Source organism: Streptomyces yangpuensis (assembly GCF_024666385.1).
GTDB lineage: Bacteria > Actinomycetota > Actinomycetes > Streptomycetales > Streptomycetaceae > Streptomyces > Streptomyces yangpuensis.
In genome coordinates this window covers 7332825-7354234 of record NZ_CP102514.1, presented here as the reverse complement: position 1 = coordinate 7354234, position 21410 = coordinate 7332825, and the positions used below count along the sequence as shown (strand labels likewise).

The window sequence follows — 21410 nt, the reverse complement described above, 5'->3', positions numbered from 1 at the left end:
GTCGGCGCCACCCGGCTCCTGACCCTGACCCTGACCGCCACAACCTGCCCGGCTGCCTACCCGGCCGGCCGCCGCCTGTCCACCGAGCGAACACCTCCGTCCCTTCGTTCACGCGGCTGTGCGCGGCCACCGGGGCGGATAGCGTCGGGGCGGGTGGCCACTGCTGAGGTCCGCCCGCGTACCCGAAGGCAGGACGAGATGAACCCCTTGGCCGCCCGCGGTCCGCACAGCGTCACGCTCGCCACACGCGCCGACCGCAGCGTCATCACCCTCACCGGCGACATGGACCTCGACCACGTCGGACCCCTGCGCACGGCGCTCGTGGAGGCGTGCACCGCTCCCGGTGCTCCGGCGCGGGTGGTCGTCGACCTCGCGCGCCTCGGCTTCTGCGACTCCGCGGGACTCAATGCCCTGCTCCACGCGCGGTCGCTGTGCGAGTCGAACCGGCGGACCCTGACGCTCACCGATCCCGGCCCGCAGTTCCACCGTCTGCTGTGCATCACGGGCACCGACCGGCTGTTCGACCTCTCCGTGTCCGGGGGGTCCGCCGGGCCGGAGTGCGGAGCGCGGTGAGCGCGGTGAGCGCGGTGAGTGCGGTGAGCACGCTGAGTGCGGTGGGCGTCGTCGCTCAGCCGGACCTGAGCGTGACGGAGGGCGGCACACCGTACTCCCGCCGGTAGGCGGCGGCGAAGCGGCCCTGGTGGGCGAAGCCCCAGCGTCCGGCGATACCGGCGACGGTGGCGGTGCCGGACGGATCCGCCGGGTCCGCCGACCGGAGGTCGGCGTGGGCCCGCGCCAGCCGGACCCGGCGGAGGTGGCCGAGCGGAGTCGTGCCGGCGTGCCGGGTGAAGGCGTACTGCACCGCGCGCGGCGTGACCGGGACGGAGGCGGCGATGTCGGCCAGGGTGATGTCGCGGTGTGCGTTGGCCTCGATGAACGAGAGGGCGCGGCGCAGGGTGTCGCTGTGTGCGTCACGCGTGTCCCGCGGGGCGGCCGCGTCCCCGCGGGCGGTGTTCGGCAGCGTGTGCAGGACCGTGGCCGCCAGGTGCTGGACGGCCGTCGAGAGCAGCAGCCCGTCGGGGCCGTCGGCCACGGCGCTCTCGTCGACGACGTGGTCGCGGAGGTAGGCGACGGCCGCGCCGAGCCGCCGGTTCTCCGCCGGGCCGACGGCCCGGGCTCCGGTGATCCGTACGTCTCCGCCGCCCGAGCCGGGGGCGACCCGGGCCAGCAGGCGGGGGTCGAACATCGTGATCGTGTACCGGGCCTCGCGCACCTGCCCCGCGTACGGCCGGTCGTGGGGGGCGAGGAGGAAGGTCTCGCCGGGCCCGTAGACCTCCTCGCGGCCGTCGGTGGTGTCCACGATGGTGCCGCTGTGCATCGACACCAGGCAGACCTTGCCCAGGCAGCCCGCGTCGTAACCCATCGTGTAGCCGAACGACAGGCGGTCCACGCTCAGTCCCCCGGCTTCGGTACGGGCGATCCGCGCCCGGCTGTCCGCGGGGCGGCCGCCGATCTGCATGGGGGTGTACGCGGCGGACAGGAACGCCTCCGTGGCCTCCAGGTTCCCGCTCTCGAAGAAGAGGTTCGCCATCGTGCCCTCCCTCGCCGACGCCCGGCACCGCCTGCCGTCGAGCCGTCGGACATCGCCGCCTCCAGCACTTCCAGCGCCTCCAGTATGCCGTGGCCGGTCCCCGGGCTACCGGCCGGTGCCGGCCTCGAAGGTGACCGGGAGGCTCAGCGGGCCGCGCAGTCCGCCCGGGCGCCAGGGGATCTCGTCGGGTGCCACGGCGAGGGCGAGTCCGGGAAGCCGGCGCAGCGCGCTGCCGATGGCGATGTGGCCCTCCAGCCGGGCGAGCGGCGCGCCCAGGCAGTAGTGGACGCCGTGTCCGAACGCGAGGTGTGCGTTGTCCTGCCGGGTGATGTCCAGGCGGTCGGGGTCCGGGAAGCGTGCCGGGTCGCGGTCGGCGATGGCCGAGGCGATCAGGACGGTCGCGCCGCGCGGGACGCTCACGCCCGCGATGTCGAGGTCCTCGCGGGCGAAGCGGGCGATGCCGGGGCTGACCGGGCCGTCGTAGCGGAGGAACTCCTCGACGGCGCCTCCCAGGAGCTCGGGGTCGGCCCGGAGGAGATCGAGCTGTGCGGGGTGGGCGAGCAGCATGGCGATGCCGCCGCCGATCAGGTTGACCGTGGTGATGTAGCCGGCTGCCAGCAGCAGGAACACCATGGCGATGAGCTCGTCCTCGCTGAGCCGCTGCTGCTCGTCGCGGGCGGTGATGAGGCCGCTGAGCAGGTCGTCGCCGGGCTGGGCCCGTTTGGCCCGGATGAGGTCGGTGACGTAGGCGCGCATGTGCTGCCATGCCTCGTTGACCACGGCGGGGTCCGGGGGCTGGGCGCCCCGCATGATCATGCGGTCGGTCCAGTACTGGAAGTCGTGCCGGTCGTCCGCCGGAACGCCGAGCAGTTCGCCGATGACGGTGACGGGGAGCGGCAGGGCGAACTCCGCGACGAGGTCGGCGTGTCCGGCCGGAGCGATGCGGTCCAGCAGCCGGTCGGTGATGGCCTGGACGCGGGGCCGCAGTTCAGCGACCCTTCGGGCGGTGAATGCCTTGGAGACCAGTCGGCGCAGCCGGGTGTGGTCGGGCGGGTCGCTGCGGAGCATGTTGCTCAGCATCGAGTCGCGCTCGGTTTCGGGGAGCTGGGCCAGGAGCCGGGGGTCGGAGGCGTCCCGTACGTCGCTGCTGAGGCGGGTGTCGGACAGGGCCGCGAGGGCGTCCTCGTAGCGGGTGACGAGCCAGGCGTCGAGGCCGCCCGCGATGACGACGCGGCGTACGGGGCCCTCCTCGCGCAGTTCCCGGTACAGCGGGAAGGGGTTCGCGAGGAAGGCGGGGTCGGCGTAGGGGAGAAGGACGGGCCGCTCACTCATCGTGCCTCCAGGAATACGTCGCCGTAGCCATGGGAAGTGAGGATATGCGCCCCAGTCTCCACGAATGCAGCTTTTCGGTCATGGCGGACGACCCGTGGTCCTGCATGACAGCTCGTCAACCGCCCGCTCCGAGCCCGGCCTGACGGTCGGTCCGTTTCCGATGGACGCGTGATCTGGGCCAAGGCCCGCACCGGAAAGTATGATCAAGAAATGGCTGACATGACCGAAACTACGCCCGGCTGGCTGACCAGCGACGAGCTGGACATGGCCAGGGCTCAGATGCCGATCCTGTACGTCGAGGCCGTTCCCGTGCGCGTGAACGAAACCGGCGAGGTCACCAGCATCGGACTGCTCCTGCGGATCGGCACGGACGGGACGATCAACCGGACGTTGGTGTCCGGCCGCGTCATGCACCACGAACGGATCCGTGACGCGCTGCTGCGCCACCTGGAGAAGGACCTGGGCCCGGTGGCCCTGCCCCTGGTCCCGGCCTCGCTGCAGCCCTTCACGGTGGCCGAGTACTTCCCGACAGCCGGCATCACCCCGTTCCACGACCCCCGCCAGCACGCGGTGTCCCTGGCCTACGTGGTCCCGGTGACGGGTGACTGCCGTCCCCGGCAGGACGCCCTGGACCTGGTCTGGTTCAGCCCGCGGGAAGCGGCCTCGGCGGCCGTGCAGGGCGAGATGCCGGGCGGCCACGCGGTGTTGCTGAAGCAGGCCCTGGCGCACGTGGGACACACGTTCTGAGAACGTCCCGCGCGGTGGTCCGGCCGGGCCGCCGTCCGCACGGGGACGGTGGCCCGCGGGGGCGGAGCGGGCTCGGCACCACCGTCGAATCCACGGCGGACGCGGCCGGGGCGGCGGGCGGGGAGACGGCCGGGGCGACGGCCGGGGCGACGGCCGGGACGGCGGGCGTGTCGTAGGGACTTGTGCGGGTTGTCGGGTGATGATGGCGCGGTGCGACTTGATCACGTGTCCTATGCGGTGGCCCGCGACAGCTTCGTCTCGACCGTCCAGTGGATCGGATCGGCCCTCGGCGCCGGATTCGTGGACGGGGGCGTGCACCCGCGATTCGGCACGCGCAACTTCGTCCTCCCGCTGAGCGGTGGCACCTACGTCGAGGTCGTCACCACACTCGACCACCCCGCCGCCGACCGCGCACCCTTCGGCCAGGCGGTCGCCCGCCGCGCCGCCGAGGGCGGCGGCTGGCTCGGCTGGGTGGTCTCCGTCGACGACATCACCCCGGTCGAGGCCCGCCTCGGCCGCACCTCGTCCGAGGGCCACCGTGTCCGTCCCGACGGGTTCGACCTGAGGTGGAGGCAGATCGGCCTGCTGGAACTGCTGGAGGACCCGCAACTGCCCTACTTCCTGCAGTGGATGGTCCCCGACGAGGAGCGCCCGAGCGCCGACCCGCGCACCTCCACCACCATCCACGGGGTTTCCATCGCCGGCGACGCCGCCTCCATCGCCGAGTTCCTCGGCGAACCGGCCGACCACCCCCTCGACCAGATCGACGTCACCTGGGTCGAGGACGAGGAACCGGGCTTGGTCTCGGTCGAGTTCGCGACCGCCAACGGCCCGGTCACGATCTGACCGGGGCCCGGCCGCCCCGCCGGAGCAAAGGGCCGGGTCTCCCGGCTGAAGGGTGCAACACCCTTCAGGCCTGGGGCGCCGGGGTGAACTTCGTGAGGATCAGCAGGGTGTCGACGAGTTCCTCGGCGGGAGCGCCGGTGGCCAGCCGGCGCAACTGCTGCCCGAAGACCAGGGCCACGGCCACGCCGGCCAGGCGTTCGGGGTCCGGCACGCCCAGTTGGGTCAGGATCCGGGCGGCCAGCAGGTCGTAGGCGGCGAAGCATTCGCCCGCGGCGGTCCGCAGCCGTTCGTCACGGCCGGCCTGGACGTACAGCTCGAAGGGCGCGATGTGGCGGCTGTCGAAGGCGTTACCGCCTGCGACCCGCGCCACTACCTCGGCCGCCTGGCCGATGTCGAAGTGCTCGTCGGAGCATTCGTCGGCGAGCGCCGTGAAGTGCCGGGTCTCCTCGGCCACGAAGTGCAGCAGGCTCTCGCGCAGCAGTTCGTGCTGGGTGGCGAAATGGTAGGTGACGGAGCCGAGGGAGACCTCGGCCTCCTTGGCGATCCGCCGGTTGGTGACGGCCGCGATGCCGTCCTGCCCGATGATCCGCAGTACGGCGTCGATGATGCTCTGGCGGGTGGCGGATGCGTCGGGCATGTTCGCATTCTGCCCCATGGGCCTCCGCGTTCTCCCCTGCGGGGCCCCGGCGGCCGGGGCCGGTCCGGGTGTGGACAAGCAACGCGGCGGTCCCTACTGTTCGTTACTGTTCGTTCGAACGAACAGTTGAAGACCGCCGCAACGCCGCTACGCCGTACGGGAGTCGTCGTGAAGATGTCCGGATCGAACGTTCTGCTGACCGGGGCCACGGGAGGCATCGGATCCGCCCTGGCCGGGCGCCTGACCGCGGAGGGGACACGTCTCACCGTCACCGGTCGGCAGGAAGCCGCCCTCAAAGCCGCCGCGGACGCCTGCGGGGCCCGGGCCGTGGTCGCCGACCTGGCCGTCCGGTCCGACGTCGTACGTCTCGCCGAGACCTGCGCCGACGCCGACGTCCTCGTCGCGAACGCCGCCCTGCCCGCCAGCGGCGACCTCCTGGACTACACGGAGGAGCAACTCGACCGGGCCCTGGACGTGAATCTGCGGGCGCCGGTCCTGCTGTCCCGGCTGCTCGCGGAACACATGGTGGCCCGCGGCCGCGGCCACATCGTGCTGGTCGGCTCCATCTCCGGCAAGGCGGCGACCAAGTCGACCTCCCTGTACAACGCCACGAAGTTCGGGCTGCGCGGGTTCGCCCTCGCCCTGCGCCAGGAGCTCAGGGGCACGGGGGTGGGAGTGTCCCTGGTCCAGCCCGGCTTCGTCCGCGACGCCGGGATGTTCGCGGCCACCGGTGCCACCACCCCGAACGGCATCCGGACCGTGACGCCGGGCCAGGTCGCCGACGGCGTCGTCCGGGCGGTCCGCCGGGACCTGTGCGAGGTCAACGTCGCGCCGCCGGAACTGCGGGTACTCAGCGCCATAGCCGGGCAGTTCCCCGGCTTCGCCGAGCGGATCCAGGCCCGGATGGACGTCGACGGCTCCGTGCGACAGATCGTCGACGCCCAGCGCTCCCGCCGCTAGGGGGTGTCCTGCGCGGTCGGGCCGGGCTCGGCCCGCCGGGCAGGAGCCCCCGAGCCGCGCACCCCGTGGGCCCCGCTGCCCGCACTCGTTCGTCCCCGCACCTGCACGCACACGCACGCGCGCACCTGCGCGCACCTGCACGCCTCCATGTCGTCCCGAGCGAACGGAGAGCACCGCTGTGCCGAGCGAACACCGTCCGAGCGACGGGTACGGGGCCGGGCCCCGGGTCGAGCGCCGGTCCCTGCTGCGCTGGGGGGCCCTGCTGGCCGCCGGCGGGGCCACCGCGCTGGTTCCGGCCCCGGTCGGGCACGCCGCGACGAGGGGACGCGGAACCGACACGGTGACCACCACCTACGACGGCCACTCCCCCTACGGCAACGACCAGTGGGCCTTCGTCGCCTTCGACGTCCCCGCCGGAGTGCAGCGAATATCCGTCTCCACCAGCCACGACTCCTCCGCCGGCATCCTCGACCTCGGGATCTTCGATCCGGCCGGCTTCCGCGGCTGGTCGGGCGGCGCACGGTCCGGCTTCACCCTCGCCGCGTCGGACGCCACCCCCGGCTATGTGCCCGGGCCGGTCGGGCCCGGCCGCTGGTCCGTCATCCTGGGCCCCATGGTCAGCAGCCCCGGCGGCATGGCCTGGCAGGTCGACGTCACCCTCCACCATGGACCCCCGCTGCCCGGAGCCCCGTACGACATCCTGCCCGCGGCGGTCGCCGGACGCGGGCCCGGCTGGTACCGGGGCGATCTGCACCTGCACAGCGTGCACTCCGACGGGCAGCGCACGGTGGACGAGATCGTCGCGGCCGCCCGCCTGGAGGGGCTGCACTTTCTCGCCACCTCCGACCACAACACCAGCTCCACCGGGGTGTCGTGGGACGGGAACGTCCCGACCGACCTGCTGGTGATCAACGCCGAGGAGGTCACCACCCGGCACGGCCACTGGCTGGCCGTCGGCCTGCCGCAGGGCGAGTGGGTGGACTGGCGCTACGGCCCCGCGGACGAGGGGGTGTTCGAGGGCCACGCCCGCCGCGTCCACAGCCTGGGCGGGCTGACCATCGCCGCCCATCCGCTCACCCCGGCACCCGGATCCTTCTGGGAGTTCGGCCTCGACCACGTGGACGCGCTGGAGGTGTGGAACGGGCCGTGGACCCTGGACGACGCGGCCGCCATCGCCGCCTGGCACGCCATGCTCTGTCTCGGCAAGCGGGTCGCCGCCGTCGGCAACAGCGACGCGCACAGTCCCGCGGACGCCGTGGGCCGGCCGCACAACGTCGTGCGCGCCGCCGCCCTGTCCAGGACCGCGATCCTGGACGCGCTGCGCAGGGGACGGTCGTACGCCGTCGAGTCCGCGGCCGTGACCCTGGACTTCACGGCCCGTACCGGCACGGCCGTCGCGGGACCGGGCGAGGAGCTGCCCCTGTCGTTCTTCGAGGCCGTCGACGTGACCCTGGACGTGACGGGCGCCCCGGACAGCATCGCCACCCTGCACACCGAGTGGGGCATCATGGCCGCCACCCGCATCGGCGGCAGTGGCCGGGGCCGGTTGAGGTGGCGCGGCTGGGGCGGGGCGTCGATGTTCGCCCGTGCGGAGGTGTGCCGGCCCGAGCCCGCCTCCACCACGCTGGACCAACTGGTCGCCCTCACCAACCCGGTGTGGTTCCACTCCGCCCGGCTTCCCCCGTCCGACGTGCAGCGGCGCGTGCTCCACCACACCGAACGCAGCCCCGACGGGTCGTGGAGCAGCGTGCGGCCGCTGCCGGGTGCCGTCGGCGCGGCGTCGTTCGCCGCGGTGGGGTGCGCGGTGGCAGGCTTGGCGGACGGCTCGGTGGTCGTGCTGGGCATCGCGGCCGACAACGGCCTGTGGCTGACGGTCGTACGCGGCTCGGCGACGCCCGGCCCCTGGCAGCGTGTGCCGGGACCGGACGGCTCGGCCGGGTTCACCGTCCTGGACGCGGACGTCGCGGCCTTCCCCGACGGCAGCTGCCGGATCGTGGCGACAGCGATGGACGGCACCGTCCATCACGGGCGGAGGCGGGCCGACGGCGGTCTCACGGGGTTGCGCCCCGTGCCCGGCTCCCCCGGGACGCGCCGCTGGGGTGCGACGAAGGTGGCGATCGCGGCCATGCCCGACGGGTCCGCCCAGCTGCTCGGTTTCGGCACGGACGGTGCCATGTACCACTGCGTCCGCGGGCGCACGGGTACGTGGACGCCCTGGAGCAGGCCGGGCGGGTACGGCGCGGCGCCGGCGTTCGCCGGGCCCGCGCTGGCGATCACCGGGATGCCCGACGGGTCCTCGCAGATCCTGGTGATCGGGACCGACGGGCTCGTCCGCCACCGGCTGCGGCGGCCGGACGGCTCCTGGACCGGATTGCGGACCCTGCGGGGCGTCACCGCCCCCACGATGGGGGCCGGCGCCATCGGTATCGCGGGGACGCCGGACGGCTCGGCCCGGGTCGTGGCGGTCGGGCCGGACGGACGGGTCTGGCACAATGCCAGGCGCCCGGACGGCTCCTGGACCCCCTTCGCCCACGTACCCGGCCCGAACGGTACGGACCCCTTCCCCGCGGGCCAGGTCCGTGTCACCGTCCTGCCCGACGGCACCACGCACGTGGCGGCCATCAGCGCGGCCCAGGAGGTGCCGTCCGGTGCGTCGGCCGGTCGCGGTGGCGGCCCGGGCCAGGGCGCGTCGGTGTCCTCGGCCGGCGGGCCCGCCGGCATGCGGACCGTCGGGCTGGTCACTCCCGGCGCAGGGTCGTGACCAGGTCGCTCGGCAGGCCGTGGGTGTCGTGGAGGTGGTGGAGGTCCTCCTCGGTCAGCGGGCCTCGGAAGCGGGGGCGGGCCAGTACGTGCCGGCCGCGGTCCAGGAGGCGGCGGAACCGGTGTTCCTCGTCGGTGAGGTGGCGCCGCACGTCGCCCGGGGGCATGTCCTGCCTGAAGTGGTCCAGGGTGTGCCGGACCAGTTCCTCCGGGAGGTCACCGACACCGCGCGAGGGGTCGTCGCGCCACAGCAGGGTGAGCACGCGCCGTACCAGCCGTCGCAGCACGTAGCCCCGTCCGGTGCTGGACGGGCGCACGCCGTCGCCGAGCACCACGACGGCCGAGCGCAGGTGGTCGCAGACCACGCGCAGCGACGTTTCGTCCAGCTGCCACAGCGGCGGCACGAGTCGGCGCCAGGGCTCGAAGACGTCGCACTCGAACACGGACGACGTGCCCTGGAGCAGTGAGGTCAGACGCTCCAGGCCGAGTCCGGTGTCGACGTTGCGCCGGGGAAGGGGCACGAGGGAGCCGTCGTCGAGCCGCCGGTGGGTCATCGTCACGTGGTTCCACACCTCGACCCAGCGGTCGTCGCGGGTGGGTGTCGACCGGGGTGGGCCTTCGCCGCTCCAGAGGAAGATCTCCGAGTCGGGGCCGCACGGGCCGACGGGACCGTTGGACCACCAGTTGTCCTCGGAGGTGAGTTCGACGGGGACACCCCGGTCCTGCCAGAGGCTCAGGGAGTCGGTGTCCGGGCCGGTCCGGTCGTCGCCGCCGTGGACGGTGGCGTGGAGGAGGCCCGGGTCCACGCCCAGGCCCTCGGTGAGCAGCCCGTAGGCCCAGTCGAGGCTCAGGGGTCCGTCGTAGTCGCCCAGCGACCAGGTGCCGAGCATCTCGAAGACCGTCAGGTGCGTGGTGTCGCCGACCTCCTCCAGGTCGGTGGTGCGCAGGCAGCGCTGTACGTTGACCAGTCGCCCGCCGAGCGGATGGGGGCGGCCCTCCAGGTACGGGGTGAGGGGGTGCATGCCGGAGGTGGTGAAGAGGACGGGGTCGCCGGGTGGCGGCAGGAGGGTCGAGCCGGGGATCCGGCGATGTCCGCGGTCCTCGAAGTACTCGGTGAACGTGCTGACCAGGTGTTCGGTGTTCATGGGGGGGCTCCTTCGCATCACAGCGGGAAGGGGCACCGGAGAACGGACCGGGCGGTCTCCGGCCGGGGCGGGAATGCCACGGCACGGCCGACGGACCGTTTCCGGTCGCCGGGGAGAGGGGGAAGGTCAGGCGGCGGCAACCGGCGAGCTGGTCGCTCGCGCGGTCGCGGTGGTGCTGGGGCCGTTGACGTTCATGCGGCAACGGTAACGCGGCCGGGGCCGCCGGGGCACGTGGTTTTCACCGGCCCGCCGCCCGGAGGCCGTGGGGCACGGCCGCGCCGGCGGCGTGGCTCAGGCTCGCGTCCGCTCGCCGGTACGGGGGTCCTCCGCCCGCATCAGGAGGTGGCCGCGGCGGAAGCGCTCCTCGCTGCCGGGCTCCCTGAGCATCCGCCCGATCTCCGTGAACCCGGCCTCGCGGGCCAACTCCGCGAGGTCGTCGACCGGCCATCGGTAGGCGGTCGTCACCTTGTGGTCGAACGCCGTCACCGGACCGCCCTCGGCCTCGAAGAAAGCCAGCAGGAGGGTCCCGCCCGGGGCCAGCACCCGGCGGAACTCCGCGAAGTAGGCGGGGAGTTCCGCCGGTGGGGCGTGGATCACCGAGTACCAGGACACGATGCCGCCGAGCGCGCCGTCGGCCAGGTCCAGGGCGTCCATGGATCCGATGCGGAAGCGCAGGCCGGGGTGGGCCGCGCGGGCGAAGTCGACCATGCCGGGCGAGAGGTCGACGCCGAAAACGTCCAGCCCCAGGTCGCGCAGGTGCGCCGTGACGTATCCCGGACCGCATCCCAGCTCGGCCACGGGCCCGCCGCCGGCCCGTGCGAGGTCGGCGAAGGCGGCTATGACCGAGCGGTCCAGCGGGACGCCGTCGAGCCAGGCCCGGGCCAGATCCGCGTAGAGGGCGACGACCGCGTCGTAGGCGTCGGACGTCGCCCGGAGGTGCGCGCGGCGTTCGGTCACGAGGAGTACCGGCCCGAGGCGGTCTCCTTCACCACGCGGTCGAGGTATCCCTGCGTGGTTCCGGCGGCGGGGAGCACGATCCACTGGGGCACGCGGTACGGGTGGCGCTCGTGCACCCATGCCTCGAGGTCCGCGACCCGCTCCGTGGTCGTCGTGAAGGAGACCCGGTAGCCGCGTTCGTGTCGCAGGGTCCCGTTGTCGCGGTGGAAGAGCGTCATCCGCGCCTCGACGTCGGCGGCGGCCGACAGCCTGGCCTCCACCGCGCCCTGCGCGATCTCGTAGGCCTTCGCCTCGTCGTTCACGGTCGTCTGCGCGATCACTATGCCCGCCACGCCGGTCCTCCTCGATCGGTAGGCCCCCACCCTACGGCCGGAACTCGCCTGCGCCGCAGGGCATTCAGCGGGCCTCAGCCGGCCAGGGCCACCAGCCGTCGGTACGCCAGCTGGTCCGCGCGCCTGGCGGTGAGGTGGACGTGGACGTCGGCGAGCTGCTCCTTCAGGGCGGAGAAGCCGGCCGCGTAGGCCTCCTCCAGCTCACCGGCGGCCGGCGGCATCCAGAAGATCAGCAGGATCTCGTTCCTCCGGGCGCCTTCCGGGCTGGCGAAGGACAGCTCGTGGACGACCAGCCGGGGCTCGTCGGAGGGCAGTGCCTGCACCAGCTCGTCATGGGTCAGGTTGCCCTCCAGCTCCGGGACCAGGGCGGCGTCCGGGGAGTCCGGCCGGCGGAGGATCACGGTGTTGATCTCCCGCAGCTCCCTCAGGTGCCGGACGGCGGCGAGCCCGTCCTCCGACAGGCCGGTCGGACTGCTCACTGGATCACACCCCTCGGTACTGGTCGGGCCGGGGCGACGCCGGGAGCGTCCGCCGTCAGGTGTGGACGCGGCTGTTGGCGCCGTCGTGGCCGTCGGCGTGCTCGTCGTCGAACCAGTAGTCGCCTGCGGCGAGGTAGCGGAACGAGTGGGCGCTGCGGGTGGGCAGTGCGACGGTCGCGGCGCGGGTGCCGTCGCCGCGGGACTCCAGGGGGTGCGCGGCGGGATTCCAGTGGTTGAAGTCCCCGACGACGCTGACCGGGCCGTCCGGAGTTCCCTCGGGGAGGATGAAGGTGACCTGGGTGCGGCCCTTGAGCTGCTTGCGTTCGAGCACTGAATGACTCCAGCCGTGGAGGAACGGGGAACCGGCCCGTGCATCCTCACGCCGACGCCCGTGCGGTGCGGCGGTACCGGGCCGCGCGGTGGCCAGAAGTCACCCGGCTGGCCGCCCGGCGGGCTTCGGACCGCCCCGGTGGTACGTGCGACGGCCGTGGCACGCGTGGCCGGGTCGAACGGCTGTGCTCGGCGCCGAATCCGGGCAGGAGCAGGAGCTGAGGGCCGCGGCACGAGGCCGAACGCGCGTCACCAGGCGTACGGTTCGGGAAGCAACTGTGGCACCGCTCGATCAACTGCCCGCGCTCATGGGCGTCGTGGTCGGTTCGCTCGGCTCCTGCGCCGTGCGGACCCTGGGCAGTGGCCGCGCAAGTGGCGGGCCGAGCTGTCGGGGTGAGCTCGCTCCGGCCGCGCGGGGCGGTCCGCCGCCCGGCGGACCGGTCCCGCTCGCGTCACCGGCCGTCGGCCGAGCCGGGTGCGGCGGTGGGGTGGGCCTCCAGTTGCGCCTTCAGGTTGCGCAGGGTGGTCCGGATGTTCTTCCGCTGGAACTCGGCGAAGGTGTGCCCCTTCGTCGCGATCCTGTCGAACGCGTTGGCCACCGGGTCGGGCCAGGCGCGGCGGTCGTCGGTCCACGTCTCCGTCACCTCGGTGCCCCCGGGCACGGCGGCGAAACGGTACTCCCAGGTGGCGATCGGGCCGCGCAGCCACGGGCGGCGCAGTCCTATGGCGTGGACCTTGAACCGGAAGACCTCGCCCGGCTCGGCGGCCGTCACCGTGCATCGGGTGGTCCAGCGGAACGGACCGCGCTTGTTGTGGCCGTCGAAGACCATCCCGGGCCGGGTGGCCGTGCCGGGTCCCTCGGCCGGGGTCGCCCCCAGGTTCTCCGGGCTCCAACGGCCCATGAGGGCGGGGTCGGAGACGTGCTGGTAGACCGTCGACGGGTCGGCCGCGACGACGACGGTGTCATGGACGCTGAACGTGCGGGGCATATGGCTCCCTCCTCGGGGCACGACGGTAGCGGCCGCCGCCCCGCCCGGCAGCGGCGGGCCCCCTAGTGCTGCGGGAGGTGGGTCTTGGCGTCGTCGTACGTCGCCTCGCCGGGGGCGGCGGCCACGGCGTAGACGAGGTTCAGCACACCGGTGGTGAAGGTCTCGGCGGAGACCAATTCCAGCGGGACCGGGGTCGGGGCCTGCTCGAACAGGCGCATGCCGCCGCGCACGGCGATCGGGTGGACCAGGAGGTTCAGTTCGTCCAGGAGGCCCGCGGCCACCAACTGGCGCACCACGGAGACCGAGCCGCTGATCCAGACGGGCGCGTCCGTGCCCCGCTCCTCCTTCAGGACGGTGGCTCCCGCGACGAGGCCGCCGCGGAGCTGTTCGGAGTTGCGCCAGGTGAAGTGGAGCGGGCCGTTCGAGACCACGATCTTGCGGGCGTCGCCCAGCACTCGCGCGAACGGCGCGTCCTCGCCGCCCGCCGCCTCCCGTTCCGGCCAGGCGCCCGCGAAGCTGTCGTACGTCCTGCGCCCGAGCAGCAGGGTGTCGGCCCGGCCGAGGGTGGCGTCGACGGCGGCGCCCATCTCCTCGTTGAAGTAGGGGAAGTGCCACTGATCGGGTGCCTCGACGACACCGTCGAGCGAGATGAACAGCTGTGCCTTGATCTTCCGCATGGCCGGTCTCCGGGAGCTGGGGGTCGGTACGTCCGCCTACGGCCCATCCAAGGGCGCGGTGACCGGTAGCCGGGGCATTCACCCGTACCGCGGCTGCGTCGCCCGTGCGAGGACGTCGGCCGTGCCGCGCCGGGCCGGACGTTCCCGGTGGGCCGAGCCCGCGGCGATTCGTACGGAGAACTGCAACCCGATCGGGTCCCGCGCCGGAAGTGGGGGCGAGGGGCCGCGGGCGGCGGGTCCCTCGGCATGGATGCTCTCCACCGTCCGACCCACACGTCATGGCCAAGGGATTCGCTTTGAGAAACGCACCGCGCTGGGCCCGCTGGATCGTTCCGCTCGCGTTGCTGCTCGTCTGGCTCGGCATCGGCGGGACGCTCGGCCCGTATGCGGGGAAGCTGGGCGAGGTCGCCACGAACGACCAGGCGGCCTTTCTGCCGCGCAGCGCCGAGTCGACGAAGGTCATCGAGGCCCGGAAGGCGTTCGAGGGGGCGCAGTCCGTCCCGGCCATCGTGGTGTGGACGGCGGACGGGGCCCAGGTGACCGCCGGGCAGCAGGAGGCCGCCGCGCGGGCCGTCGGGGACCTCGCCGGCCGCCCGGGGATCACCGCCCCGCCCTCACCGGCCGTCGTGTCCGCCGACGGGCTCGCCGTCCAGTCCGTCGTACCGCTCGCACCCGACCTGGGCGAGGAACTCCCGGCGGTCCTGGACGAGGTGCGGGAGGCAGCGCAGCGGGTACCGGGCACCTCGGTCGGGATCGCCGGCCCGGCGGCCACCCAGGCGGACCTGTCCGACGCGTTCGCGGGCATCGACGGGCTGCTGGTGGGGGTGGCCCTCGGGGCGGTGCTGCTGATCCTGCTGCTGGTCTACCGCAGCGTGCTGCTGCCTCTGGTGATCATCGTGAGTGCGGTGTTCGCGCTGGGCCTGGCCTGCGCGGTGGTGTACGCGCTGGCCGACCGGGGTGCCGTCCGCGTGGACGGGCAGGTGCAGGGGATCCTGTCGATCCTGGTGATCGGGGCCTCGACCGACTACGCCCTGCTCGTCGCGGCGCGTTTCCGTGAGGAGCTCGCGGTACGGGGCGACCGGGCGGACGCGGCGCTGGCCGCCGTGCGTCGGTCGGCCGGGGCGGTGACCGCCAGTGCGGCGACCGTGGCCCTGGGGCTGCTGGCGCTGCTCGCGAGCGATCTGACGAACAACCGGGCCCTCGGGCCGGTCGGCGCGATCGGGATCGTGTGCGCGGTGCTGAGTTCCCTGACCTTCCTGCCCGCCGTCCTGGTCCTGCTGGGCCGCACCGCCTACTGGCCCGGTGTACCCGGGCCGGCCGACGCCGACGCCTCGGCCGAGGGGCACCGGATGTGGCGCCGTATCGCGGACCTGATCGACCGGGCGCCGCGACGCGTGTGGGTGTCCACCTCCGTCCTGCTGGTGGTGCTCGCCGGCTTCTCCCCCGCGCTGTCGTCCAAGGGCGTGCCGCTGGACGAGATCTTCGTGGGTGACGCGCCCTCGGTCGGCGCCCAGCAGACCCTCGCCCGGCACTTCCCCGGCGGCTCGGGCAATCCCGCCGTCGTCATCGCGGCCGCCGACCGGGCCGCGGAGGTGCGGGCGGCGGCCGAGGGCACGGACGGTGTGGCCGCGGTCGTGCCCGTCACCTCGGGTGGCGGCCGGCCGGGCACGGGCACCCCGCTGGTCGTGGACGGGCGCGTCCGGCTGGACGCCACGCTGGAGGCGGCGGCCGACAGCGACGCCGCGAAGCGGACCGTGCAGGAGCTGCGGGAGCGCGTGCACGCGGTGGCCGGGGCGGACGCGCTGGTCGGCGGTTACACGGCCCAGCAGTTCGACACCCAGCAGACCTCGGCCCGCGACCGCACCGTGATCGTCCCCGTCGTGCTCGGCATCATCCTGCTGATCCTCGTCGCGCTCCTGCGATCCGTGCTCGTGCCCGTCCTGCTGGTGGCGACGGTGGCGCTGAACTTCCTCGCGACGCTGGGGGTGTCCGCGCTGGTCTTCGGGCACCTGCTGGGCTTCAGCGGTACGGACGCGTCCGTACCGCTCTACGGGTTCGTGTTCCTGGTCGCGCTCGGCGTCGACTACAACATCTTCCTGATGTCCCGCGTACGGGAGGAGAGTCTCGCCCTGGGCACCCGTGAGGGTGTGCTGCGGGGGCTCGTCACCACGGGCGGCGTCATCACGTCCGCCGGTGTCGTCCTCGCCGCGACCTTCGCCGCGCTCATGGTGATCCCGCTGGCGTTCCTCGTCCAGATCGCCTTCATCGTCGCCTTCGGCGTCCTGCTGGACACCCTCGTCGTCCGTTCCCTGCTGGTACCGGCGCTCATCATCGACATCGGTCCGCGCGCCTGGTGGCCCAGTGCACTGAGCCGGCCCGGTACGGGATCCGGCCCGCGGACCGCGCCGGCGGCGCGGGCGCGGTGATCACCCCTCCGGCCAGGGCGTCCCGACGGTGTGCGGGCCGGCATCCGCGAGGCCGGCGAGGGCCGCGGGGTACGGGGCGAGGCCGAGGAGCGCCGCGGCGGCTCCGGCGGTGATCCGGTGCCACAGGCCGGCGTCGCCGATCATGGCGTGGCCGCCTCGGGCCATCCTGACCCCGTGGACCCGGGCCTCGGCGTTCCGGGCGCGGGTGAGGTAGGACCAGGTGTCCGCCGCCCGGGTGACGCGGTCGTTCTCGTCGTGGAGGGCGACGACGGCGCGGGCGCGCAGATGGGCGGTGGGTTCGCCCGGCGGGCACCAGGGGGCGAGCGCGACGACTCCGCGGACCTGCGGGTCGTCGGCGGCGCGCAGTGCGGCGCGGCCTCCCATGGAGTGCCCGACGAGTACGACGGGGACCGGTCCGGCGATGGCGCGGAGTTCGTCCAGGGCGCGGCGGGTGTCGGCGACCGGATGGGCGTGCCGGCCGTTCCAGCCGCGGTGGCGGTAGCGGACATGGGCGACGAGCACGTCGGGGTGGGTGGTGGCGCGCGTGAGGGCCGTCGCGAAGGGCCGCATGCGCAGGCCGGGGAGGTTCAGCCGGGGCGGCGGTCGCAGGGCGTCCGCCCGGCCGCCGTGCAGCAGCAGGACCGCGGCGGTCGCCCCTTGCGACAGCCGGTGGCCCGGGGCGGGTATCAGGGCCTGGTCGGGCAGTTCCCGGTCCGGGTCGCCGCATCGGTCGTCGGTGGTCTCCGGTGACGGCTGCTGGTTCACGTCTCGTCTCCTGCGTTGCGGGGGTGCCGGGGCGGATAGGGCGGACCGGGCGGAAGGGGTGGGCGGGGTGGACGGGGTCGGCGAGGTGGCCGGGGCAGGAATCCGCTGGTGCGGGCGGCGTACTCGGCGTAGCCGGGGCGGCCCGCCATGTGCTTCTCCAGCAGGCGCTTGCCGCTGCCCACGGTCAGCAGTCCCGTCATGACGACCGGGGAGACCAGGCTCAGGAGGGCCGACGACAGGCTCGCACAGGCGAGCAGGTAGATGCCCCACCAGACGAGGCTGTCGCCGAAGTAGTTGGGATGGCGGGTCCAGCCCCACAGACCCCGGTCCATGATGCGGCCCCGGTTGGCCGGGTCCTCCTTGAACCGGGCCAGCTGGTGGTCGCCCACGGCCTCGAAGCCGAGTCCCGCGGCCCACACGATCAGCCCGAGCACGCCGAGCAGGCCCACCGGGCCGCCCGCGTACGAGGCGACCTGGACGGGCAGGGAGATCAGCCAGACCAGCGCGGCCTGGAGGAGGTAGACGGTGCGCAGCGCGTACCACGTCCGGTTGCCCCGTGCCTTGTCCAGGAGCGCGGCGTAGCGCGGGTCCTCCCCGTGGCCGCGGGAGCGCCAAGCGATGTGCGCGGACAGCCGCAGTCCCCACAGGACGGTCGCCGCGGCGACCAGCAGCCGTCTCTCGGGGTCCCCGTGTCCGGCGGACAGCAGGTAGGTGGTGGCGGCCACGGCGCTGAAGGCAACGCCCCAGGCGATGTCGACGACGCGGTGCAGACGCAGCCGGGTGCCGACGGCGAACGCGGCGAGGAGTACGGCCGCCGCGACGGCCGCGCAGACCGCGAGGTTGGTACCGAGGGCGCCCCAGGCCGTGCCGTTCACGACCGCTCCCCCGCCGGGCTCCGGGCGCCGGCCGCCGGGACGAGGGCATGCCGGGCCGGCCTCATCGCGGGCTCCTCTCGGTGAGGACGATCTGGCGGACGTCGAGGTAGCGGGAGCGGAAGCCGGCTTCCGAGTAGGCCAGGTAGAACTCCCAGAGCCGCTGGAAGACGGTGTCGAAGCCGAGGGCGGTGACGGTCTGCCGGCTCGCGGTGAAGCGTTCCCGCCACAGGCGCAGCGTGTCGGCGTAGTGCTCGGCGAACCCGAGGTCGGACTCGGTGCGCAGGCCGGCCGCCGCCGCGTGCTCGGCGATGGCGCGGCGGGAGGGGATCAGGCCGCCGGGGAAGACGTACTTGCTGATCCAGGTGTGCGTGGCGGCGGTGTTCAGCATCTGCCGGTGTCCCATGGTGATCGACTGGAGGGCTGTGCGCCCGCCGGGGCGGAGCGACGCGCGCAGGGTGGCGAAGTAGGAGGGCCAGTACTCGGCGCCGACGGCCTCGATCATCTCGACGCTGACGACGGCGTCGTAGCGGCCCTCGACGTCCCGGTAGTCGCACAGCCGGACGTCGACGCGGTCGCCGAGCCCGGCGGCGCGGATCCGGGTGCGGGCGAGTTCGGCCTGTTCGGCGGAGAGGGTGAGGGTGGTGACGCGGGCGCCGCGGGCGGCGGCGCGCAGCGCGAGTTCTCCCCAGCCGGTGCCGATCTCCAGCAGTTCGGTGCCCTCCTGGACGTGCGCGAGGTCGAGCAGGCGGTCGATCTTGCGGTGCTGGGCCGCGGCGAGGTCCTCGAACCGGGCGGGGAGGCCGGTGAAGACGGCGGAGGAGTATGTGAGGGTCGGATCGAGGAAGGAGGCGAACAGGTCGTTGGACAGGTCGTAGTGGCGGTGGATGTTCTCGCGGGCGCCGCGCCGGGTGTTGCGGTCACGGCCGGGGCGGGCGGCGACCCACAGCGGTCGCAGGCCGCGCAGCGGGGCGGGGACCAGGTCGTCGACGTGCGTGGCGAGGACGGTCAGGAGGCCGGGCAGGTCGTCGCTGTCCCATTCGCCGGCCATGTAGGACTCCCCGAAGCCGATGAGGCCGTGGCTGCCGATGCGCCGGAAGAAGGCGTCGGGGTCGTGGAGGGTGAGGTCCGGACGCCGTGCCGGTCGGCCGGCGCGTCCGGGTCCGGTGCCGGATCCGGATCCGCTGGCGGTGGCGGTGGCGGTGGCGGATCCGATCCGAGTGCCGGTGCCGGTGCCGGTGCCGGTGCCGGTGCGTACGTCCAGTGGGAGCTGCCTCAGCGCCCGGCCGACCAGGTGTGCGGCAACGGCCGTACGGACCGGGCCGCCCGCCGGGAGCCGGGCCACGTCCGGCCAGCGTGCGCGATCCGCCCACTGCGGGGGCCCGGACCGAGGGGCGGGCAGCCGTACCTGGTGGTCGGACGTGGTGGCCGGGTGGGTCACGGGATCATTCCCTTCTGCGGTGTGTGCCGGGGGCGGGGCTGTACGGGCAGACCGCGCAGGAGCAGGCGGATGCCGTGGAAGCGGATCCCCGCCCAGACGGCGGCGGTCGACCAGGGCCTGTGGGCGGCCGCCCGCAGGAGGGCGCGGGCCGTGGCGGGGCGGGCGCGCCCCCGTACGGTGGCGGTGAAGGGCCGCCCGGCCTCGGTGTCGAGGTGCACGGTGAGGTCGAGCCGTTCCTCTGGCAGGGGCAGCCGCATCCGGTAGTGGCCCTCGACGGGGAAGAACGGCGAGACGTAGAACCGCTTCTCGGCCCGAGCCCGGCCGCCCGCGTCCGGGTGCAGGAGGTAGCAGTGCCGCTGCCCGTAGGTGTTGTGGACCTCCGCGACGACGCAGACCAGGGATCCGGAGGCGTCGTGGCACCAGTAGACGCTGAGGGGATTGAAGACGAATCCGAAGACGCGGGCGTGGGCGAGCATCACCACGCGTCCCCCTTCGATGGCGATGTCGCGGGAGGCGAGGAACTCCTCCAGGCCGGCCCGGATCGTGGGGGCGCGGCCCGAGAAGTGGTCCCGCGGGTCGAACCCGGCGAGCGGGCGCAGCGGGCGGGGCAGGACCGGGAGCCGGTCGAGGTCCACGCACCACAGGTAGGTGCGGTGCCGGACGTCGTGCCGCAGCGGCGCGGTACGGGTGTGGACGACCAGGCACTCGTACAGCGCTGCGGCGGGCGCCGCTTTCCCGGTCACCAGCGCACCCCCAGGGCGCGGGCGGCTGCCGCGCCGGAGCGGCAGCCGTCCTCGTGGAAGCCCCAGCCGTGCCACGCCCCGGCATAGGCGGTCACGGCGGTGTTCAGGCGCGGCAGTTCCCTCTGCGCGGCGACCGAGGCGGGCGTGTAGACGGGGTGTTCGTAGAGCATCCGGCGTACCACTCGGTCCGGGTCCACACGGTCGTCGGCGCCCAGGGTCACCACGTAGTCGGCACCGTCGGGCAGGTTCTGCAGGCGGCGCATGTCGTAGCTGACGCGGACCGACTCGGTGGAGGGGTCGCAGGCCGGGAGGTGGTAGTTCCAGCAGGCCCGGGCGTGGGGCGAGCGGGGCAGGAGGCCGGTGTCGGTGTGCAGGACCGTGGGGTTGGGCTCGTACGTGAAGGCGCCCAGGAGCCGCCGTTCGTCGGGGGTGGGGTCGGCGAGCATGCGGAGTGCCTGGTCGGGGTGGGTGGCGATCACGACCGCGTCGTATCCGTCCGTGGCGCCGTTCTCGGTGGTTATCCAGACGCCGGAGCCGCGGGCGGCCCGGTGGACGGTCTGTACGGGGCTGGAGGTGCGGACGCGGTGCACGCTCTTGGCCACGGCCTCCACGTAGGCGGCGGAGCCTGTGGTGACGGTCTTCCACTGTGGGGAGCCCGTGACCGAGAGGAGGCCGTGGTGCTTGAGGAAGGCGAAGAGGTGGGCGGCCGGGTAGGACAGCGCGGTGCGTGCGGGACACGACCACACCGCGGAGACCAGCGGGAGGGCGAAGTGGCTGACGAAGTACGGGGAGAACCGGCCTTCCCGGAGGAAGTCGCCCAGGGTGACGTGGTGGGAGGGCGGGTCGGCGAGGAGCCGTCGGGCCCTGCGGTGGAAGAGCGGTACCTGCGCGAGCAGGGCCAGGTAGCGGCCCCGCAGCGCGGCCCGGCCGGTGAAGAGGCCGGCCGGGCCGCGGGCGCCCGCGTACTCCAGGCCGCAGCCGTCGCACCGTACCGACATGCTCATCTCGGCGTCCTGGGTGGAGATTCCCAGCTCGCGAAAGAGCCGCAGCAGGTTCGGATAGGTGCGTTCGTTGTGCACGATGAAGCCCGAGTCCACACCCATGGGCCGCCCGTCCGGGCCGGTGAGCTCATGGGTGTGGGCATGGCCGCCGAGGCGGCCCTCGGCCTCGTAGAGGGTGACCTCGTACGAGCGCGCCAGGACGTGGGCGGCCGTCAGGCCCGCGATCCCGGCGCCGATCACCGCTGCTTTCCGGTGTTCCACCTCAGCACTCCCGCCGTTCGACGCGCCGCTGGGTGCGGTCGCTCTCCCGTACTTCGCAGTGGACGGGCCGGTGGATGGGTGCGGATGCGTCGTGGGTCGTGCGTCGTGCGTCGTGGGTC

At 73.6% G+C, this 21410-nt stretch carries 21 protein-coding genes; 6 read left to right on the top strand and 15 right to left on the bottom strand.

What is annotated here, in order from left to right:
* Positions 1 to 198 precede the first annotated feature (198 nt).
* On the top strand, positions 199 to 573 hold the full coding sequence (locus NRK68_RS33335; RefSeq protein ID WP_257857644.1) for an STAS domain-containing protein: 375 nt from the start codon (positions 199 to 201) through the stop codon (positions 571 to 573).
* 55 nt (positions 574 to 628) lie between these two features.
* Here the strand turns inward: NRK68_RS33335 and NRK68_RS33330 are convergent, their stop codons facing one another.
* Both NRK68_RS33330 and NRK68_RS33325 read right to left on the bottom strand, forming a co-directional pair.
* Positions 629 to 1591, bottom strand: a complete 963-nt coding sequence (locus tag NRK68_RS33330) for an AraC family transcriptional regulator (RefSeq protein WP_257857643.1) — start codon at positions 1589 to 1591, stop codon at positions 629 to 631.
* Positions 1592 to 1696: 105 nt separating this feature from the next.
* Positions 1697 to 2923 (bottom strand): cytochrome P450 family protein, encoded by a 1227-nt coding sequence (locus tag NRK68_RS33325; RefSeq protein WP_257857642.1) that lies wholly within the window; start codon positions 2921 to 2923, stop codon positions 1697 to 1699.
* Between the two features lie 210 nt (positions 2924 to 3133).
* On the opposite strand from NRK68_RS33325, the gene NRK68_RS33320 reads away from it, so the two are divergent.
* Both NRK68_RS33320 and NRK68_RS33315 read left to right on the top strand, forming a co-directional pair.
* The gene (locus tag NRK68_RS33320) at positions 3134 to 3670 is read left to right on the top strand and encodes an NUDIX hydrolase family protein (RefSeq protein ID WP_257857641.1); all 537 of its coding nucleotides are present in this window, start codon (positions 3134 to 3136) and stop codon (positions 3668 to 3670) included.
* A 210-nt stretch (positions 3671 to 3880) separates the two neighbouring features.
* Positions 3881 to 4516 (top strand): VOC family protein, encoded by a 636-nt coding sequence (locus NRK68_RS33315; protein WP_257857640.1) that lies wholly within the window; start codon positions 3881 to 3883, stop codon positions 4514 to 4516.
* A 64-nt stretch (positions 4517 to 4580) separates the two neighbouring features.
* Here the strand turns inward: NRK68_RS33315 and NRK68_RS33310 are convergent, their stop codons facing one another.
* Positions 4581 to 5153: a TetR/AcrR family transcriptional regulator gene (locus NRK68_RS33310; RefSeq protein WP_257857639.1), complete on the bottom strand. Its 573-nt coding sequence runs from the start codon at positions 5151 to 5153 to the stop codon at positions 4581 to 4583.
* A 168-nt stretch (positions 5154 to 5321) separates the two neighbouring features.
* Between NRK68_RS33310 and NRK68_RS33305 the strand changes: the two genes are divergently transcribed.
* Together NRK68_RS33305 and NRK68_RS33300 are read left to right on the top strand one after the other, a co-directional pair.
* Positions 5322 to 6113 carry an SDR family NAD(P)-dependent oxidoreductase gene (locus NRK68_RS33305; protein ID WP_257857638.1) on the top strand — a complete coding sequence of 264 codons (792 nt, stop codon included), beginning with the start codon at positions 5322 to 5324 and terminating at the stop codon, positions 6111 to 6113.
* Positions 6114 to 6291: 178 nt separating this feature from the next.
* On the top strand, positions 6292 to 8874 hold the full coding sequence (locus NRK68_RS33300; protein ID WP_257857637.1) for a CehA/McbA family metallohydrolase: 2583 nt from the start codon (positions 6292 to 6294) through the stop codon (positions 8872 to 8874).
* On the opposite strand, the gene NRK68_RS33295 is transcribed toward NRK68_RS33300, so the two are convergent.
* From NRK68_RS33295 to NRK68_RS33265, 7 genes are all read right to left on the bottom strand, one after another.
* Positions 8852 to 10018, bottom strand: a complete 1167-nt coding sequence (locus NRK68_RS33295) for an alanine--tRNA ligase-related protein (protein ID WP_257857636.1) — start codon at positions 10016 to 10018, stop codon at positions 8852 to 8854. The genes NRK68_RS33300 and NRK68_RS33295 overlap by 23 nt on opposite strands.
* A 291-nt stretch (positions 10019 to 10309) precedes the next feature.
* A complete protein-coding gene (locus NRK68_RS33290; RefSeq protein WP_257857635.1) occupies positions 10310 to 10975 on the bottom strand; it encodes a class I SAM-dependent DNA methyltransferase in 666 nt (221 codons plus the stop codon).
* A complete protein-coding gene (gene cutA, locus NRK68_RS33285) occupies positions 10972 to 11307 on the bottom strand; it encodes a divalent-cation tolerance protein CutA (RefSeq protein ID WP_257857634.1) in 336 nt (111 codons plus the stop codon). Before cutA ends, NRK68_RS33290 begins: the two co-directional genes overlap by 4 nt.
* A 74-nt stretch (positions 11308 to 11381) precedes the next feature.
* A complete protein-coding gene (locus NRK68_RS33280) occupies positions 11382 to 11786 on the bottom strand; it encodes a cofilin family protein (RefSeq protein ID WP_183064871.1) in 405 nt (134 codons plus the stop codon).
* A 55-nt stretch (positions 11787 to 11841) separates the two neighbouring features.
* Entirely contained in the window at positions 11842 to 12117 is a 276-nt protein-coding gene (locus NRK68_RS33275) for an isoamylase early set domain-containing protein (RefSeq protein WP_183064870.1), read from the bottom strand.
* 451 nt (positions 12118 to 12568) lie between these two features.
* Complete coding sequence (locus NRK68_RS33270) at positions 12569 to 13105, bottom strand: SRPBCC family protein (RefSeq protein WP_183064869.1); 537 nt, start codon at positions 13103 to 13105, stop codon at positions 12569 to 12571.
* A 62-nt stretch (positions 13106 to 13167) separates the two neighbouring features.
* Positions 13168 to 13782, bottom strand: coding sequence for a dihydrofolate reductase family protein (locus NRK68_RS33265; RefSeq protein WP_183064868.1), 615 nt, complete (start codon positions 13780 to 13782; stop codon positions 13168 to 13170).
* 296 nt (positions 13783 to 14078) lie between these two features.
* Between NRK68_RS33265 and NRK68_RS33260 the strand changes: the two genes are divergently transcribed.
* Complete coding sequence (locus NRK68_RS33260; protein WP_183064867.1) at positions 14079 to 16208, top strand: MMPL family transporter; 2130 nt, start codon at positions 14079 to 14081, stop codon at positions 16206 to 16208.
* Here NRK68_RS33260 and NRK68_RS33255 read toward each other — a convergent pair whose 3' ends face one another.
* The 5 genes from NRK68_RS33255 to NRK68_RS33235 form a co-directional block, all read right to left on the bottom strand.
* A complete protein-coding gene (locus NRK68_RS33255; RefSeq protein ID WP_183064945.1) occupies positions 16209 to 16913 on the bottom strand; it encodes an alpha/beta fold hydrolase in 705 nt (234 codons plus the stop codon).
* Positions 16914 to 16969: 56 nt separating this feature from the next.
* Entirely contained in the window at positions 16970 to 17848 is an 879-nt protein-coding gene (locus NRK68_RS33250) for a DUF1295 domain-containing protein (protein ID WP_257857633.1), read from the bottom strand.
* Between the two features lie 61 nt (positions 17849 to 17909).
* Complete coding sequence (locus NRK68_RS33245) at positions 17910 to 19286, bottom strand: class I SAM-dependent methyltransferase (RefSeq protein ID WP_373024319.1); 1377 nt, start codon at positions 19284 to 19286, stop codon at positions 17910 to 17912.
* Positions 19283 to 20032 (bottom strand): DUF1365 domain-containing protein, encoded by a 750-nt coding sequence (locus NRK68_RS33240; protein ID WP_373024576.1) that lies wholly within the window; start codon positions 20030 to 20032, stop codon positions 19283 to 19285. Before NRK68_RS33240 ends, NRK68_RS33245 begins: the two co-directional genes overlap by 4 nt.
* Positions 20026 to 21291: an NAD(P)/FAD-dependent oxidoreductase gene (locus NRK68_RS33235; RefSeq protein WP_257857631.1), complete on the bottom strand. Its 1266-nt coding sequence runs from the start codon at positions 21289 to 21291 to the stop codon at positions 20026 to 20028. The genes NRK68_RS33240 and NRK68_RS33235 overlap by 7 nt, the downstream gene beginning before the upstream one ends.
* Positions 21292 to 21410 lie beyond the last annotated feature (119 nt).